Annotated in this window: 15 protein-coding genes; 2 read left to right on the top strand and 13 right to left on the bottom strand. The window is 67.6% G+C overall.

Annotation, left to right across the window (positions count from 1 at the left end; genetic code table 11):
- Nucleotides 1-21 precede the first annotated feature (21 nt).
- Nucleotides 22-279 carry a hypothetical protein gene (locus tag ACWV8V_RS12150; protein ID WP_259261949.1) on the bottom strand — a complete coding sequence of 86 codons (258 nt, stop codon included), beginning with the start codon at nt 277-279 and terminating at the stop codon, nt 22-24.
- A 223-nt stretch (nt 280-502) separates the two neighbouring features.
- On the opposite strand from ACWV8V_RS12150, the gene ACWV8V_RS12145 reads away from it, so the two are divergent.
- Nucleotides 503-1,234 carry a ThuA domain-containing protein gene (locus ACWV8V_RS12145; protein ID WP_455899827.1) on the top strand — a complete coding sequence of 244 codons (732 nt, stop codon included), beginning with the start codon at nt 503-505 and terminating at the stop codon, nt 1,232-1,234.
- Here the strand turns inward: ACWV8V_RS12145 and ACWV8V_RS12140 are convergent, their stop codons facing one another.
- From ACWV8V_RS12140 to ACWV8V_RS12090, 11 genes are all read right to left on the bottom strand, one after another.
- Nucleotides 1,235-1,789, bottom strand: coding sequence for a hypothetical protein (locus ACWV8V_RS12140; RefSeq protein WP_455899826.1), 555 nt, complete (start codon nt 1,787-1,789; stop codon nt 1,235-1,237).
- Nucleotides 1,790-1,909: 120 nt separating this feature from the next.
- On the bottom strand, nt 1,910-4,099 hold the full coding sequence (gene uvrD / locus ACWV8V_RS12135) for a DNA helicase II (protein ID WP_259261946.1): 2,190 nt from the start codon (nt 4,097-4,099) through the stop codon (nt 1,910-1,912).
- A 63-nt stretch (nt 4,100-4,162) separates the two neighbouring features.
- The gene (locus ACWV8V_RS12130) at nt 4,163-5,536 is read right to left on the bottom strand and encodes an FAD/NAD(P)-binding protein (protein ID WP_455899825.1); all 1,374 of its coding nucleotides are present in this window, start codon (nt 5,534-5,536) and stop codon (nt 4,163-4,165) included.
- Nucleotides 5,537-5,590: 54 nt separating this feature from the next.
- The gene (cls, locus tag ACWV8V_RS12125; protein WP_123729810.1) at nt 5,591-7,009 is read right to left on the bottom strand and encodes a cardiolipin synthase; all 1,419 of its coding nucleotides are present in this window, start codon (nt 7,007-7,009) and stop codon (nt 5,591-5,593) included.
- Nucleotides 7,010-7,163: 154 nt separating this feature from the next.
- Nucleotides 7,164-7,331 (bottom strand): 50S ribosomal protein L33, encoded by a 168-nt coding sequence (rpmG, locus tag ACWV8V_RS12120; protein WP_172407465.1) that lies wholly within the window; start codon nt 7,329-7,331, stop codon nt 7,164-7,166.
- A gap of 10 nt (nt 7,332-7,341) precedes the next feature.
- On the bottom strand, nt 7,342-7,578 hold the full coding sequence (rpmB, locus tag ACWV8V_RS12115; protein ID WP_019185625.1) for a 50S ribosomal protein L28: 237 nt from the start codon (nt 7,576-7,578) through the stop codon (nt 7,342-7,344).
- Between the two features lie 227 nt (nt 7,579-7,805).
- Nucleotides 7,806-9,362, bottom strand: a complete 1,557-nt coding sequence (locus ACWV8V_RS12110) for an AAA family ATPase (RefSeq protein ID WP_121040929.1) — start codon at nt 9,360-9,362, stop codon at nt 7,806-7,808.
- 4 nt (nt 9,363-9,366) lie between these two features.
- Entirely contained in the window at nt 9,367-9,915 is a 549-nt protein-coding gene (locus tag ACWV8V_RS12105) for a hypothetical protein (RefSeq protein WP_259261945.1), read from the bottom strand.
- A complete protein-coding gene (locus tag ACWV8V_RS12100; RefSeq protein ID WP_455899824.1) occupies nt 9,912-10,133 on the bottom strand; it encodes a hypothetical protein in 222 nt (73 codons plus the stop codon). Before ACWV8V_RS12100 ends, ACWV8V_RS12105 begins: the two co-directional genes overlap by 4 nt.
- Nucleotides 10,134-10,142: 9 nt before the next feature.
- A complete protein-coding gene (locus tag ACWV8V_RS12095) occupies nt 10,143-11,858 on the bottom strand; it encodes a hypothetical protein (protein WP_259261944.1) in 1,716 nt (571 codons plus the stop codon).
- Complete coding sequence (locus ACWV8V_RS12090) at nt 11,855-12,340, bottom strand: hypothetical protein (RefSeq protein WP_259261943.1); 486 nt, start codon at nt 12,338-12,340, stop codon at nt 11,855-11,857. Before ACWV8V_RS12090 ends, ACWV8V_RS12095 begins: the two co-directional genes overlap by 4 nt.
- A gap of 198 nt (nt 12,341-12,538) precedes the next feature.
- On the opposite strand from ACWV8V_RS12090, the gene ACWV8V_RS12085 reads away from it, so the two are divergent.
- Entirely contained in the window at nt 12,539-13,753 is a 1,215-nt protein-coding gene (locus ACWV8V_RS12085; protein ID WP_455899823.1) for a glycosyltransferase, read from the top strand.
- A gap of 84 nt (nt 13,754-13,837) precedes the next feature.
- Here ACWV8V_RS12085 and ACWV8V_RS12080 read toward each other — a convergent pair whose 3' ends face one another.
- Nucleotides 13,838-17,020, bottom strand: coding sequence for an efflux RND transporter permease subunit (locus ACWV8V_RS12080; RefSeq protein WP_455899822.1), 3,183 nt, complete (start codon nt 17,018-17,020; stop codon nt 13,838-13,840).
- Between the last annotated feature and the right edge of the window lie 21 nt (nt 17,021-17,041).

Here is a 17,041-nt window from a genome sequence, read left to right as displayed (position 1 = left end):
TGCCGGTTGCGTGTTCGACTGTCAGCGCGTGCGGCGACGCGTGCCCAGCAGCGCGACCACCGCGAAGACGATGCCGCTCAGCCAGAACCACAGTGTTGCCTGGCCGATGCACACCCCACTGGGCTGCGGCTGGCAGCGCAGGCGCAGCAGATCGAAGTCGCCACCGTCGGCCAGGCAGGTCTGCGCGTGCTGGAACAGGGCCAGCACCGGCTCGGCCCAGCCTGCCGACCATGTCAGCAGGACCAGTGCAGCAAGCAGATACGGAATTCCCTTGTTCACGAGTGCGCTCCCAGCGGACAGGGGCAGACTCTGGGCGCAGGCCCGGGGTGCGACAAGCGCCACGCGACGAACTGTGTGAAATCCGGGATGAGCCGGGGGCGATCGGGGATGAAGCGAGGCGCTCTGGCCCACCACAACGCGGATAGCGCAGGCATGCGCTGCTTGGGATGCCTGTGCTGCAGCGCAGGACGGAGACCGGCAGCGCCCATGACAGACTTCACGCATGCGCCCTCTGCTCATCGCCCTGCTGTGCTCGCTGGCCCTGCTGCCGCTACCCGGCCTTGCCGCCGCGCCGGGTCCGGACCGCGTCCTGATCTTCAGCCGCACCGCCAAGTTCCACCACGACTCGATTCCTGTGGCCGTGGCGGCGCTGCGCGAGCTGAGTGCCGAGGCCGGCATGACGGCGGACCCGAGCGACGATCCCCGGGATTTCCGCCCCGACAACCTCGCCCGCTATCGCGCCGTGGTCTTCGCCAATACCACCGGCGATGTACTCGACGACACGCAACAGGCGGCGATGGAGCAGTTCATCCGCAACGGCGGCGGCTTCATGGGCGTGCACGCCGCGGCCGACACCGAGTATGACTGGCCGTGGTACGGCGAACTGGTCGGCGCGTGGTTCCACAAGCACCCGGAGGGTCTGCAGGACACGCGGGTGCAGCCTGAGCGTGACGGCAAGCCGTCAGGCCCGTCGTGGCCGATCCGCGATGAGCTCTACAACTACCGGCGCAATCCGCGTGGGATGGTGCAGGTCATCGCGACGGTGGACGAAGCACGCTACGACGGCGGCACCATGGGCGCCGATCATCCCATCGCCTGGTGCCGGCCCTTCGATGGCGGCCGCAGCTGGTACACCGGGCTGGGCCATGATGCTGCGGTGTACGCCAATCCGGATGTGCGGGCGCAGCTGCGCCGTGGCCTGCGCTATGCAGCAGGCCACGCGCCGGACTGCTGATCAGGCGGTACGCACCACGCGTGCGCCCTGGCACAGCGGGTAGCTCGCCAGCAGATCGGCGATGCACGCATACAGGGTGTCGAACGAGGCGCCATACAGATACAGCCCCGTCTCGGTCGGGCCCTGCCACCAGCTGCAGATCTCGCCGTGGCCTTCGATGCGCTCGACGATCTGTTCGAACACATAGTTCGAATCACACTGTTCGTAGACCTCATCGGGCAGATCGGTGCCGTTGAGATACAACGCCAGGCCTTCGGTGACGCCGAACGGCTGATCGGGGGCGCCTTCGCGCTGGATCAGCGAGCCCTTCGGCGCTCCCAGCTGCTCCAGCAGCTCGATCACACCAGGCAACGAGGCCGGATCGTTCAACGCGACCTCGATATCGCCGTAGTCCACTTCACCGTCTTCGGTCAGCGCGGTGCCGCCGCCCGTGATCTCGCCCAGCTCGGCACTGCCCAGCAGCGCATCGAGCGGATCTTCGAACAGCTCATGGCGATGCTCGGGCTGGAGCTTGGCATTCAATTTGACGGTGAGGTGCAGCGGCGAATCGGTCATGGCGGGGGCCTGTTCGAAAAGGATGGCGCCATTGTAGTGCCGGCCGCTGGCCGGCTCGCGACAACGCCGCGGCAAAGAGCAGCCGGCCAGCGGCCGGCACTACTGGATGACGGCCGTCGCTCAGAGCACCGTCAGATTGGCATACGCCATCACCAGCCACTTGCTGCCGGCCTCGATGAATTCCACCTGCACGCGGGCGTGCTGACCGCTGCCTTCGTAGTCGGTGACCATGCCTTCGCCGAACTTGGGATGGTTGACCATCGCGCCCAGCTTGAGCGGCGGTGCTTCCAGCGCCGCGTGGCCCATCACCCGGTTGGCACCGAGCGAGGTGCCGCGCGAGACCTGCACCTTGGGGCGCACTTCGTTGACCAGCTCCCGCGGGATCTCGCGCAGGAAGCGCGAAGGCACGTTGTAGTTGTCCTGGCCATGGATGCGACGTGATTCGGCGTAGCAGAGCACCAGCTTCTGGCGCGCGCGGGTGATGCCCACATACGCCAGGCGACGTTCTTCTTCCAGCCGGCCGCTTTCTTCCAGCGAGCGCGCGCTCGGGAACAGCCCGTCTTCCATGCCGGCCAGGAACACCAGCGGGAACTCCAGGCCTTTGGCGGCGTGCAGCGTCATCAACTGCACGCCCTCTTCGCCGGCCTGGGCCTGGCCTTCGCCGGCCTCCAGCGAGGCATAGGCGAGGAAGGCGACCAGCTCGCTCATGTCCTGGGTTTCTTCGACATCGTCTTCGCGACGCACGAAGCGCGAGGCCACCGAAACCAGTTCGTCCAGGTTGTCCGCGCGCGATTCCGAATCCAGCGCGTTGCGGCTTTCCTTGGACCAGTGCTCGCGCAGGCCCGAGCGCATCAGCACGTGGTCGATGCGTTCAGCCAGGGTCATCGTGTCGGCTTCGGCTTGGAGCTGGTTGACCAGCACCAGGAAACCGGCCAGCGCGTTGCGTGCACGTGCAGCGAGCTCATTTCCCTGCGTGGTCAGCATCGTGGCCTCCCACAGCGAGATGGCGTGGGTACGGGCCAAACGGCGCACTTCATCCAGGGTGCGGTCGCCGATGCCACGCGTCGGCGTGTTGACCGCGCGCTCGAAGGCAGCGTCATCGTTGCGGTTGGTCATCAACCGCAGGTACGCCAGCGCGTCCTTGATTTCGGCGCGCTCGAAGAAGCGCATGCCGCCGTACACGCGGTACGGCACCTGCTCGGAGAGCAGCGCTTCTTCGAAGGCACGCGACTGTGCATTGCTGCGGTAGAGCACGGCGACGTCGCCGTAGCTGCCACCATCGCGCACCCACTGGCGCGCGCGCTCGACCACGTAACGCGCCTCGTCCATTTCGTTGTAGGCCGCGTACAGATCGATGGGATCGCCATCGCCGCTGTCGGTCCACAACTCCTTTCCGATACGGTCCGGGTTGTGCGCGATCACCGCATTCGCCGCGCCGAGGATGTTGGCGGTGGAGCGGTAGTTCTGTTCCAGGCGCACGGTCTGCGCGCCCGGGAAATCCTTCAGGAAGCGCTGGACGTTCTCGACCTTGGCGCCGCGCCAGCCGTAGATGGCCTGGTCGTCGTCGCCGACCACGAACACGTGACCGGTATCGCCGGCCAGCACGCGCACGAAGGCGTACTGGATGGCGTTGGTGTCCTGGAACTCGTCCACCAGGATTTCGCGGAAGCGCGAGCGGTAGTGCGCCAGCAGCGCCGGGTTGTCGCGCAGCAGTTCATGCGCGCGCAGCAGCAGCTCGGCGAAATCGACCAGACCGGCGCGGTCGCAGCGCTCCTGATAGGCGATATACGCTTGGCGCATGGTTTCCAGCCACGCGTCATGCGGCTCGGGCTGGATATGCTGCGGGCGACGGCCCTCGTCCTTCTGCTCGTTGATCCACCAGGCGATCTGCTTCGGCGGGAACTTGCCGTCATCGATCTCCAGCTGCTGGACCACGCGCTTGACCAGCCGCAGCTGGTCGTCCGAATCCATCACCTGGAAGCTGTCGGGCAGCTTGGCGTCCTGGAAATGCAGGCGCAGCAGGCGATGGGCCAGGCCGTGGAAGGTGCCGATCCAGGCACCGCGGCTGCCCTGCGACAGCTGCAGGTCGATGCGGTGACGCATCTCGCCGGCAGCCTTGTTGGTGAAGGTCACCGCAAAAATGCCATGGGTCGGCACGCCGCAGACTTCATTGAGCCAGGCGATGCGGTGGATAAGCACGCGGGTCTTGCCGGAACCGGCACCGGCAAGCACCAGATGGTGGCCGGGCGGGGCGGACACAGCTTCGCGCTGGGCGGGGTTCAACCCGTCGAGCAAGTGGGAAACATCCATGTCCCCATTTTACCCTCGGGCGGGGCGCTCCGGGCCGTTACCCGGCACCCGGATCGAACGGGTTCAGCCGCGCGCGGCCTGTTCGGCCTGCACGCGCAGTTCCGGGATCGCCAGACTCTCCCACAGGGTGCCGATGCGCAGGCTGCCGACCACCCGGATCGCGGGCTGCGGCTGGCCATGGCCATCGATCAGGGCACCCTCGTCCACGGTGGTCTCCAGCCCAAGGCCATGCGGGCCCGGGCAGGCATGTCCGTCCGCCAGCAGCTGCTGGATCAGCGGATTGCGCATGGACAGCGCGCGGGTCTCCACCCCGGTGGCATTGATCACCGCGCCCACGGTCAGGGGCCGCAGGCCACCGTCCGGGCTGCGGCCGTGCAGCTGCAGCCCGCTTTCCTGCACCAGCAGCGTATCCAGCCGGGCCCGATGGCGCTGCAGCTGGCCGCTGCGCTCCAGCTCGCTGACCTGGGCATGCACCGATTCGGCGATGCGGTGGCGGTGCACGTCCCAGTACCGCACCACGTGGCGCAGGAAGCGGCGCTGATCGGCCTCGCCCAGGCTCAGCCACAACGCCTGGCCCATCGGCCGGATACGGTCCATCACGCTCTGCCATGGAATGCCTTGGGCCACGGCGGCATCGGCCTGCGCGCGCAGCTCGCGCACGCGCTGGCGCAACGACATCGTCAGCAGCGGCTGCGGATCGAAGGTGACCGCATCGCCGTGCGCCTGTGGCAACGGCAGCAGCGCATGGCGCGACAGCACGTAGATGCGCCCGCGGTGACCGGCAGCGGCCAGGGCAACGACACTGTCGGCCATGCTCAGGCCCGAGCCGATGATGGCCAGATCGTCATCGCCGGCCAGCACGCGCACGCCGTCGTAGTCCCACGCTTCCACCGCCTGCGCGGGCGGCAGTGCGTCGGCACCGGGTACCGGCAGCGGGCGCATGCTGTTGCCACAGGCCAGCACCACGCGCTGCGCGCGCCACGTCGCGTCATCGTCGAGCCGCAGCTCCACACCGTGTCCGGTCGGCTCCAGTGCGAACACCGGCTGCTCGACCACCTCCAGCGACGCTTCGCTGCGCTCGCACGCCTGTTCCAGGCGCTCACGCAGGTAGGCGGCGAAATGGCGGCGCGGCACGAACTGGTCCGCCAGCACCTCGCGCGGCACATCGGCAAGCGCCTGGCTGTCGATCAGGTAATCCAGGAAATCCGCAGGCTGATCGGGCAGCCCGCTCATCTTGCCCGCCGGCACGTTGAGCAGGTGCTCAGGCCAAGGGGTGGCGTAGGCGATGCCCTCGGCCAGCGCCGACGCCGGCTCGAACAGCACGATGCGTGACGGTCGCGCAGCATGGCGCAGGGCCTGCAGCGCGACGAGGACGCCGGCAGCGCCGCCGCCGACGATGGCCAGATCACACTGGCGGTGGGTATCGGACGCAGTCATGCCTCGATTGTAGGCGATGCGCGTGGACCGGCCGTCCACGTGCGTCACAGCGGGCTACATCAACGCATCGGCCAGCCGCGCGATGCCTTCACGGCTGCGCTTCCACGCCGGCCGTTGGCGCCACGTCGCCAGATCGAGCTGACGGGACTGTTCGAGATAGTCGGCTTCGATCTGCGCCAGCTGCCGCACCATGCCCGGGTCATAACAAAGCATGCCGATCTCGGCATTGAGCGCGAACGAGCGGATATCCAGATTGATCGAGCCGACCAGGGCGATGTCTTCATCGACGGTCAGGTGCTTGGCATGCAGGAAATGCGGTTCGTACAACGCGATGCGCACACCGCTGCGCAGCAGCTCATCGTAGTAGGCCTCCTGCGCCCACGAGGTCAGCCGCTGGTTGGTGCTGGCCGAGAGGATCAGCTGCACCTGCACGCCGGACAAGGCGGCGATGCGCAGCGCACTCAAGGTCGCCTCATCCGGCACGAAATACGGCGTGACCAGCACGATGCGCCGGCGCGCCAGATGGATCAGCGCGTTCACCGCATCGCGCGCGTTGCTGAAGGGATAGGCCGGGCCACTGGGCAGCAGCTGGGTCGGCACATCGGCCGAGCACACCGGCACGGCGGTGAGCACATCCAGGCGCTGCCCGGTTTCCATGTACCAGTCGCTGGCGAACACCGCTTCCAGGTGCGCCACCACCGGCCCGCGCACGCGCGCCACCAGCTCCTTGTTCGGGAACCCGGCAACAAACTGCGCGCGCGCCAGATTCTGTGAGCCGATGTAGCCGACACGGTTGTCGATCACCGCGATCTTGCGATGGTTGCGCAGGTCCATGCGGCCACTGCGGCGCCAGCGCAGCCCACCGGGCAGCATCGCGCGCACATCCACGCCAAGAGCTTGGAGACGGTGGCGGTAGTGGCGCAGCCCGCGCTTGGCCCCGACTGCATCGAGCAGCACGCGGCAGTGCACGCCGCGGGCCGCAGCCCGCTGCAGCGCTTCGACGATGGCCTCGCCGACGGCATCGTCGAACATCAGGTAGTACAGCAGGTGCACGCGCTCACGGGCCTGGTCGATATCTTCGATCAGGGCCTGCAGCGAGGCGTCGTAGTCATTGAGCAGATCCACCGCGTTGCCGTGGATGGGCATGAAATCGCCCTGGCGCTCGATCAGCGGCACGATCTCGGCGGTGGCCGTCTCCGGCGGCGGCGTCCAGCGCAGGGGCGGCTGCAGGGCCTGCTCCTCGCGGATCACCTGGGAGGCCTCGGCCTGGCGCTGCACGCGCTGGCGCGACAGCCAGGGGTGGCCAAACAGCAGATACAGCGGCAGCCCGAGCAACGGCACGAAGCCGACCAGCAGCAACCAGCTGCGCGCGGCACCGGGCGTGGTGCGGCTGGGAATCCACAACAGCGCGGCCAGCCGGATCAGCCAATCCAGCATCAACAACCACGAACCCAGCAGCCACTCGAACAGCATCGCGTCGCCCGTCGGGAGGGGAACCGCATTCTGCCATGGGCCGCTGCATGCAACCGGTAGTGCCGGCCGCTGGCCGGTGCCCCGTATCGCCGCCCAACAAAAAACCCGCCACGAGGGCGGGTTTTTCGTCGGGAAGCTCAAGGATCCTTGCGGATTACTTGATCTTGCCTTCCTTGTACAGGACGTGCTTGCGCACGACCGGATCGTACTTCAGGAATTCCATCTTCCCGGGGGTGTTCTTCTTGTTCTTGTCCGTCGTGTAGAAGTGGCCAGTGTTGGCCGTCGAAATCAGACGGATCTTATCGCGCTTGCCTGCCATGATCGTTTACTCCTCAGACCTTTTCGCCGCGCGAACGCAGCTCAGCCAGAACGGAGTCGATACCGTTCTTGTCGATGGTGCGCAGGGCATGCGCGGAAACACGAAGCTTGACCCAGCGGTTTTCGCTGGCAACCCAGAAGCGGCGCTCGTGCAGGTTGGGCAGGAAACGACGACGGGTCTTGTTGTTGGCGTGCGAGACGTTGTTACCCGTCTGCACTCGCTTGCCGGAAACTTGGCATACGCGGGACATTGCGCACCTCGATAAAAGTAGTTGTCAGCCCATAGCCCGGGCGACGGCGGCCTCGGCGGTTTCCCGCCACACGTCATGAGAATCAAAGGGTTACGCTGTCGAGGGCGGACCGGATGACGTGTTCCCGGCCACCGATCCAAAGGTTTTTGGACACAGCGAGCCGCGCATTATGCCCGCTTGGCCCTGATGGCGCAACCGAGGCCGGCAGGGCCTGCCGGCCGGGTCGTTCATGCCAGGACGGCGCGGCGCGGCCGCCCGGCGGCCGGGGTGCTGGCCGCAATCGGCTCACCCGAGGCCGGTACGGCCCGTTCACGGCCCCACGCGCGGATGTTCTCGATCTGCTCCGGTGCGGTCCGCGACAACGGCACCACGTTCTGGAAACTCCGCCGGAACAGCGCATCGGTGACCACGGCATCGCCCTTCAGGTACGCCTCTTTCACCACCTCACGCACCGCCGATTCCAGGTCCGAACCGGCAAAGCCCTCAGACAGCTCGACCAGCTCGTCGAGCAGCGCCGGCGCCAGTTCGCGCTGCTGCAGGCCCCGCCGGGCGTAGATGCCGATGATGTCGCGGCGTTCCGGCGCGGTCGGCAGGTCGACGAAGAAGAGTTCGTCGAACCGGCCCCGGCGCAGCAGCTCCGGCGGCAGCTTGGACACATCATTTGCAGTTGCCACCACGAACACGCGGGTACGTGCTTCCTGCAGCCAGTACAGGAACTGGCCGACCAGACGGGTCGAGGTGCCGCCGTCGCCGCCCCCGGTGGCGCCGGCCAGGCCCTTTTCGATCTCGTCGATCCACAGCACGCAGGGCGCCACGTGATCCGCCGTGGCAAGCGCTTCCTTGAGGCGGCCTTCGCTCTGGCCCAGGTACTGGCCGTGGATGGTGGAGAGGTCCAGGCGGTACAGCGGCAACTGCCAGTCCTGGGCAATGGCCTTGGCCGACAGCGATTTGCCACAGCCCGGTACGCCGACCAGCAGCACGCCTCGCGGCGGGCGGATGCCGCGCTCGCGCAGATCGGCGGTCAGCAGCGGCCGTTCGCGTGCCAGCCAGCTCTTGAGGCCACCAAGGCCACCCACACTCAGATCGCCCCCGCGCACCGGCACACGCTCGATGCCGGAAATGTCGGCGAAGATCCGGTCCTTGGCATGCATCAGTTCGACCAGATCATTCTTGTCGATGCGCCCGTTGACCAGCAGCGTGGCGATGATGTTCTCCGCCTCCAGCCGCGAGATGCCGGCCAGGATGGCCGCCGCCTGGCGGATGTCGGCGTCGTCCCACTCGATCTGGAACTGGCTGCGGTACGGATCGATCTGTTCGTGGATGATCGCCGCCATCTCGTCTTCGGTGGGCGGCGACAACACCAGCGACATGCCCAGCCGCTGCAGCTGGCCGAATACCGGCTTGCTGGTGACCACCACCAGCGAACCACCGTGGTCGGCCGCCAGCATCGCCACATCGATCAACTGCCGCGCCGAGGGCGTGTCGTCCTCCAGGTCGGACACTTCAGTCAACACGAAACTGAGGTTCTGCCGTTGCGCCATCTGCTGGCTGGCGAAGTCGACCGCGCCGATGACCGAGCGGTCTTCGTTGACGATCCGCCCGGTGGCCAGCTCGCGCGTTCCCTGCGAGAGGGTGTGCACGTAGAACGGCGCACTCAGCGCACCGGCCACGTCACGCAGGATATCCAGCACCCGCGCGCGCTCGGTGCTGCGGATGGAGATGAAGGGCACGCGCGCTTTCAGGTAGCGGGTCAGCGTGGCATGGAACTCGCGGGTATCGCTCATGGATTCAGATCATCAAGGTTCGCCGGCGACCCGCTACGGCGGGGACGTCGGCAGGTGAAGCAGACGGGAGTGGCGGCGGCGCGGCGGCATCCAGCGCGGCCGGCCGGTAGTGGCACAGGCTGTTGTAGCGCACCGCACGCAGGGTGCGGTCGCAGCGCAGCGTGCGTGCGTTGGCTTCCAGGTCGGCCTGCATCCTAGCCGTGATGCGGACCAGTTCGTCGCGCAGGAACGCACGCAGCGATTCAGGCAGCGTTGCCAGCGAGGCCAGCTGATGCAGCACACTGAAGTGCCGACGCGCATCCAGCAGCGCACGCACCAGGGTCACTTCATCGGCGCGATCACCCAGATCGCGCTGCAGGCGAGCGCTGCAGTGCTTCAGCCGCAGGTCAAGCAGCGTGGTCACCCGGTCGGTGAACAACTGCGCCACGCCGGGGGTCCAGTCCAGGCGCCCAGCCGCCATGGCCGCGAGCGCCTCGGCTTCGCGACCTCCTTCGCTGAAGGCATCCAGGACCTGGCTCCATTCGGCATAGGTCCGCGGAACCGGCAGTGTCATCCGTGCGAGGCGCGTTTGCGGCGTACGAAACCGGTCTTCGGCAGCAGGTCCCAGCCAGGCAGGGCGCCGGCGAGCGCATCCGGGGCCGCAATATTGACCAGCGGCGCGCCGGAAACAACCGGGGTAGCCGCCGCGACATCGTTCAGCGGCGGCGGGAGGGCGTCCTGGGCCGGCAACGGAGGCGGCACGGCGGAAGCATCAAGCAGGGAACGGGTCATGGTCGGGCCTCAGGCGGTGGCAGCAAGGATGCGGCGGGTAGTGTCATGACCGCCAAGGGTGAACTGCTCGGGCGTGATCGACTCCAGCAGCGCGGTCAACTCGGCAGACTGGGCATCGCGTGCGGCGAGGTCACGCCGCACCTCCACGACTTCAGCCATGCAGGCCTTGAGCGCGTTCTGCAGTTGCTCGCGCTGCCGCGTGAAGTCGGCGCGGACCGTTTCGCGGGTCTTTTCCAGATTCTTGTAGGCCATGCCCACCCACAGCAGCATCAGCGCGGCGATCACCATGCCGATGACGTTGCCAATGGTCATCACCAGCAGCAGGACACCCAGCACCAGGACAGCCCAATGCTGGAAGCGCAGCTTCACGCCCGCCAGCGCCTGGGCCAGCCCGGTGTCAACGTGCGCATTGAGCGAGGTCTCCAATTCAACCTGGTTGCTGCCATCGCGGGTGCTGCCCTGCCATGCATCCAGGGTGACCTCCACGTCGGTCGGAATCGCCTGGCGGATGCTGGCAGTGAGATCGTGGTGAGCCTCCAGAATCCAGCTGCGCGACTGGGCGGTCGCAAAGCGCTGGGTGGCGCGCGAGGCCTGCGAGGTTTCAGGATGCATCGCGGCGTTGGTGAGCAACTGGGTGAAGCTGATGCGGTGCTCCAGTGCCGGGTCCTGCAGCTGGAAGCGACGGTCGGCCGCGGGGCGGTCACCGTTTTCATCGATGATCAGCTTGCACAGGGCTTCATCGCGCCGCAGCGGCAGCTCTTCGGCATCGAAGTGCGAGACCAGCTTGGTCAGCAGGGCGTCGACATCGGCGGCCAGACCGGCCGTCGCACGTACATCGCCGCTGAACACACTCTGGAAATGCCGGGTGACAGCCGCGTGGGTCGCCGTGGCATTGAGCGAGTCCTGCAGGGACGGCCAGGTTGGACTGAACCGCTGCAGGTGCGGGTAGCGGGCGCTGTCGTCGCCATTGGGGGTCTTGGAGCGCAGTGCATCGATCCACTGGCTGCGCTGGGCCTCCACGAAGCCGGCCCGCTGGGCCAGCTCTTCGATCCATTCATTGGTGCGGGCCACACAGATGCGGGCGGTATCCACGCCGAACACCCCCCCCGCGATCGCGTCGATCAGCACCACCGTCTGGCGGTCCAGTTCCACCGGGTTCTGCATGCCCAGATAACGGTCCATCCATTGCTGGGCGGCCGACAGACGACCCGCGCGGCGGCTGACAAGAGAGAACAGCAGGCTGGTTTTCTCGTCATCACGACGGATGGCCTCGGCCAGCGCACGCTGCGCCAGATCCTGCTGGTCGTTGAGCCACGCGGCCAGCGCCACCAGTGCCGGGGCCAGCCAGTAACCGGGCGCCGCCAGCATGAGATTCTCGCTGGCGGCACGGATGGTGTCCTGCCGGACCAGACTGATGTCGGCCGCCTGCAGGATGCCGGTGGTCTGGCGGCGGACCTCGGCGTAGTGGCCGAACCGGTTCTCCAGCTCCTGGCGGATCTTGACCTGACGGGTTTCGGCCAGCGACAGTTCCTTGGCTTTCAGGTCCGCTGCCACGAAATCCATGAATGCCTTTTCCAGGCGCGCCAGTTCGCTGCGGGTGGCACCTACATCGCTCTGGATCGCGTGGGCCTGGGTGTGCAGTGCGTCCAGGTCCCGCCCCAGCGAGCGCAGGCTGCTGTTGATGGCGGACAGATCCGCCATATGGATGATGCGTTGTGTGCTCATGTCGTTCCTTCGATGACGGCGGTCTGGCCGGAGTCGCTGACGGTGACCATCCGGTTCGCGTACACCTCGATGAAGGCGTAGGACGGATGCAGGGCCAGCGTGCGTGCCCGTTCGAGCGTTAGCGGCAGGGTGTGGCCGATCTTGAAGTGCTCGATGATCTGCCCGGTCATGTCCAGCGTATGGACCTCATAGGGGTGACCGAGCATGCAACGGCTGACGATGCCGAGCAGGCGATCCTCGAGGGCTATCTCGCCGAGCTCCGCGGCGACCAGCTGCTTCAGCGCCGCCAATGCGTCGCGATCGTGCACGTGGCCGCCAACATCGACCCGGGTCATGGCCTGCACGTACGCGGGCGATCGTTTCTGCCGGAGCCGGCTGTCGAGCGAGGCCGCGCCCAGCGTGGTGGTGCGTGCCTGAGAGCGCGTGGCGACAGACAGGCCCGCGATAGCGGCCTCCTTGCCGAACAACAGATTGCGAGCCATTCCCTGCTTCCTGCGACACCGCGAGCGCGGTCGTTCCGAGGCGGAAAGTAGCAGAGATGCCGTGCCGTTCCAATGCGATGCGTGCGTGGACGATGCGGCCGTCACTGGCGCCTGCGCTAGGCTGGCCACCTGAGAAGGACCGCCCCGCATGAAGATTCTCGCAATGACCTGTCGTGCCATGTTCCCGAAGCGCCTGCCATGAAGCTGCTCGCCCTGACCTACGGCACCGAAGGCGATACCCGCCCGCTGGTGATGCTCTGCCATGGATTGATCGCCGCAGGCCATGAGGTGCGGCTGCTGGCCGAGCGCGGCACGCTGGAGACCGCGCGCGAACTGGGCGTCCCGCATGCCGCGCTGGAAGGCGACATCCATGACGAGGTGGTGGCATTGGTCTCGCGCGGCAACGCCCGGCTCGCCGCCTCACGGGGTCTGGCGCGGATGGCGCAACGGCACGTGCCCGGATGGATGCGCCAGGCCGATGCCGCTGCCGCCGGGTGCGATGCCGTGCTGACCGGCGGGCTGGCCGCTTTCGTGGGACTGACCGTGGCCGAGCACCACGGGCTGCCGGTGATCGGCACCGGGATGATCCCGCTGACGCCGACCACCAGCTTCCCCTCCCCGTTCCTGCCGCGCCTGCGCCTGCCGGGGGGGCTCAACCGGCTCAGCTACACCCTGGTCAACCAGGCGGTATGGCGCACCTTCCGCCGCCCGATCAACGCGGCGCGCCAGGCACTGGGAATGCCGAGGCGCGCCTCCCCCTGGCGGGATCTGCCGATGCTGTACGGCATCTCGCCCCGTCTGCTGCCACCGCCGCCGGACTGGCCGGACAACCACCAGATCTGCGGCCAGTGGCGCGCGCCCGAGCGCGGCTGGCAGCCGCCGCCGGATCTGCAGGCCTTCCTGGACGCCGGCCCCGCCCCGGTCTACCTCGGCTTCGGCAGCATGACCGGCTTTGATCGCGAGCAGGTGCTACCCGCGCTGCTGGCGGCCTTGGCGCCGCGGCGGGTGCTGCTGTTCCCCGGCTGGGCCGGGCTGCCCAGTGCTCCCCTGCCGCCCAACGTGTTCGTGATCGGGCCGACCCCGCATGAGGCCTTGTTCCTGCGCTGCGCGCTGATCATCCATCACGGTGGCAGCGGCACCACGCATTCGGCCTGCCGGGCCGGGGTGCCCTCGCTGGTGATGCCGTTCGCCGCCGACCAGTTCTTCTGGGCGGATCGGCTGCACCGGCTGGGCGTGGCACCGGCGGCGCTGTCGCCGAAGCGGTTGGATGCCGTCCGGCTGGCCAGTGCCATTGCCGTTGCCGAGCGGGCCGACACGCGCTCGCGTGCCGTCGCGCTTGGCCGGGCGATGACGGTCGAAGATGGCGTGGCCGTTGGCGTCGCGGCGATCGAGGCGTATCTGTCACCTCGATGACCGCGGCCATGGTGGGCACGGCAGTTGCCGTGCCGCCTGCGGGTTTACCCGACCAACGGTCGGGTGTTACCCCACAACCCGGTGCTACCCCGTAACCGGTACGGCGGCGTCCTTGCGATGCAGCCACCGATACAGCACCGGCAACACCAACAACGTCAGCAGCGTGGACGAGACGATCCCGCCGATCACCACGGTCGCCAGCGGACGCTGCACCTCCGAGCCCGCACCAACATTGAACGCCATCGGCACGAAGCCGAGCGAGGCCACCAGCGCGGTCATCAGCACCGGGCGCAGACGGCCCAGCGCACCGTCGCGGACCGCCTGCGGCAGCACCATGCCCTGCTCGCGCAGGCTGCGCACGAAGCTGATCATCACCAGGCCGTTGAGCACCGCCACGCCGGACAGCGCGATGAAGCCGACGCCGGCCGAGATCGACAACGGAATGCCGCGCAGGGCCAACGCAAGCACGCCGCCAGTGAGCGCCAGCGGCACGCCACTGAACACGATGGCCGCATCCTTGACCGAGCCGAATGCCCAGAACAGCAGCGCGAAGATGATCGCCAGCGTCACCGGCACCACGATCGACAGGCGCTGGCTGGCCGAGATCAGCTGCTCGAAGCTGCCGCCGTACTCGATCCAGTAGCCGTTGGGCACCTGCACATCGCGCCCGATCGCCTGCTGCAGCTCGCCGACGAACCCGCCGAGGTCGCGGTCACGCACGTTGGCGGTGACCACGATCCGGCGCTTGCCGTTTTCGCGGTTGATCTGGTTCGGCCCTTCGCTGTTGCTCAGCGTCGCCAGCTCACGCAGCGGCACGGTGCGTGCACTGCCGCTGGTCCAGCTGCCGGTGCGGCTGGACTCGTCGGCGTCATCGGCCAGCGCCGTCTCCAGCGACACCGGCAGATCCGCCAGTGCGGCCGGGTCCTGGCGCAGTGCTTCAGGCAGGCGCACCACGATGTCGAAGCGGCGGTCACCCTCGAACAGCTGCCCTGCCACCTGCCCGCCGACCGCAGTGGCTACGGTCGACTGCACCTGGCCGGGATTCAAGCCATACCCGGCCAACGCGGTGCGGTTGGGGGTAACGGTCAGCAACGGCAGGCCACTGGTCTCCTCCACCCGCACATCCGCCGCGCCCGGCACCGTGCCGACCACCGCCGCGATGCGCTTGCCGACCGACAGCAGCGTGTCCAGGTCATCGCCGAACAGCATCACCGCCACGTCGGCACGGACGCCGGAGATCAGCTCGTTGGTGCGCATCTGGATCGGCTGGGTGAACTCGTAGTTGTTGCCGGGCAGCTGCTCGACCGCCTCCTCCAGCTCGGCCAGCAGTGCCGCGCGCGACTTGCGTGGATCCGGCCAGGCCTTGCGCGGTTTCATCATGATGAAGGTATCGGCGACCGACGGCGGCATCGGATCGGACGCGACTTCGGGCGTGCCGATCTTGGAGAACACCTTGTCCACCTCGGCGAACTGCACCAGCCGGTTCTCGATCTGCTTCTGCATCTCGATGGACTGGGTCAGGCTGGTCCCGGGGATGCGCATGGCGTGCATGGCGACATCGCCTTCGTCCAGGTTCGGCACGAACTCGCTGCCCAACCGCGTGGCCAGCAGGCCGCAGCCGATCACCAGCACCAGCGCACCACCGACCATCCAGCGGCCGCGACGCAGCGCGAAGCCCAGCATCGGCTCGTAGCGCCGACGCACCCAGGCCATCAGGCGGTTCTCCTTCTCCTGCACACGGCCACCGAGGAACAGCGCGATCGCGGCGGGCACGAAGGTCAGGGCCAGCACCATCGCACCGGTCAGGGCCAGCACCACGGTGATCGCCATCGGGTGGAACATTTTTCCTTCCACGCCAGTGAGCGCGAAGATCGGCAGGTACACCGCGGTGATGATGCCCAGCCCGAACAGGCTCGGGCGGATCACCTCGGCGGTGGCGCTGGCGGTTTCGGCGAAGCGTTCCTCGCGGGTCATGTCGCGGCCGAGCGCGTGCTGGCGCTCGCCGAAGCGGCGCAGGCAGTTCTCGATGATGATTACCGCCCCATCGACGATCAGGCCGAAGTCCAGCGCCCCCAGGCTCATCAGGTTGGCCGAGACGCCGCCACGGGCCATGCCGGTCAGCGTGAACAGCATCGCCAGCGGAATCACCGCCGCGGTGATCAACGCCGCGCGGAAGTTGCCGAGCAGCAGGAACAGCACCACGATCACCAGCAAGGCGCCTTCGATCAGGTTCTTGGCGACCGTTGCGATGGTGCGGTCGACCAGCGCGGTGCGGTCGTAGCTGGCGGTGACGGTGACGCCCTCGGGCAGACTGGCCTGCGCCTGCTGCAGACGCGCCGCCGCGGCCTGGGCCACATCGCGGCTGTTGGCCCCGATCAGCATCACCACCGTGCCCATCACCACTTCATGGCCGTTCTGGGTGGCCGCACCACTGCGCAGTTCCGGTCCGTCCTGCACCTGGGCGACGTCGTGCACGTGGATCGGCACGCCTTCGCGGCGGGCCAGCACGATGTTGCCGATCTCCTCCAGGTTGGCGACCTGGCCGGGGATGCGGACCAGGAACTGCTGGCCGTTGCGTTCGATGTAGCCGGCGCCGACGTTCTGGTTGTTGGCCTCCACCGCCTGCGCCACGTCCTCCAAGGTAAAGCCCAGCGCGCGCAGCCGTGCCGGATCCGGCGTGATGTGCACCTGGCGCTGGAAGCCACCGATGGTGTTGACCTCGGTCACGCCGGGCACGTTGCGCAGCTGCGGCCGGATCACCCAGTCCTGCAGGGTGCGCAGGTCGGTGGCGGTGTACGGCGTGCCATCGGCCTTGCGCGCCTTGGGATCGGCATCGATGGTGTACATGAAGATCTCGCCGAGGCCGGTCGAGATCGGTCCCAGCTGCGGATCCAGCCCGTCGGGAATCTGCGATTTGACCTGCTGCAGGCGTTCGGCGACCTGCTGGCGGGCGAAGTAGATGTCGGTGCCGTCCTTGAAGACCACGGTCACCTGCGAGAGCCCGTAGCGCGACAGCGAGCGTGCCTGCTCCATCGCCGGCAGGCCGGCCATCACTGTTTCCACCGGATAGGTGATGCGCTGTTCGGTCTCCAGCGGCGAGTAGCCGGGGGCCGCGGTATTGATCTGCACCTGGACATTGGTGATGTCCGGCGTGGCGTCGATCGGCAGCCGGGTGAAGCTCCAGCTGCCGATGACGATCAGCACCAACGTCAGGGCCATCATCAACCAGCGATGGGCGATGGCGGCGCGGAGGATGCGCTCAAGCATGGTGGCGCCCTCCATGTGCGG

Source organism: Stenotrophomonas sp. Ker107b, assembly GCF_053847245.1.
The sequence above is the reverse complement of the archived record's forward strand: the minus strand, read 5'-3'. Positions and strand labels throughout refer to the sequence as shown.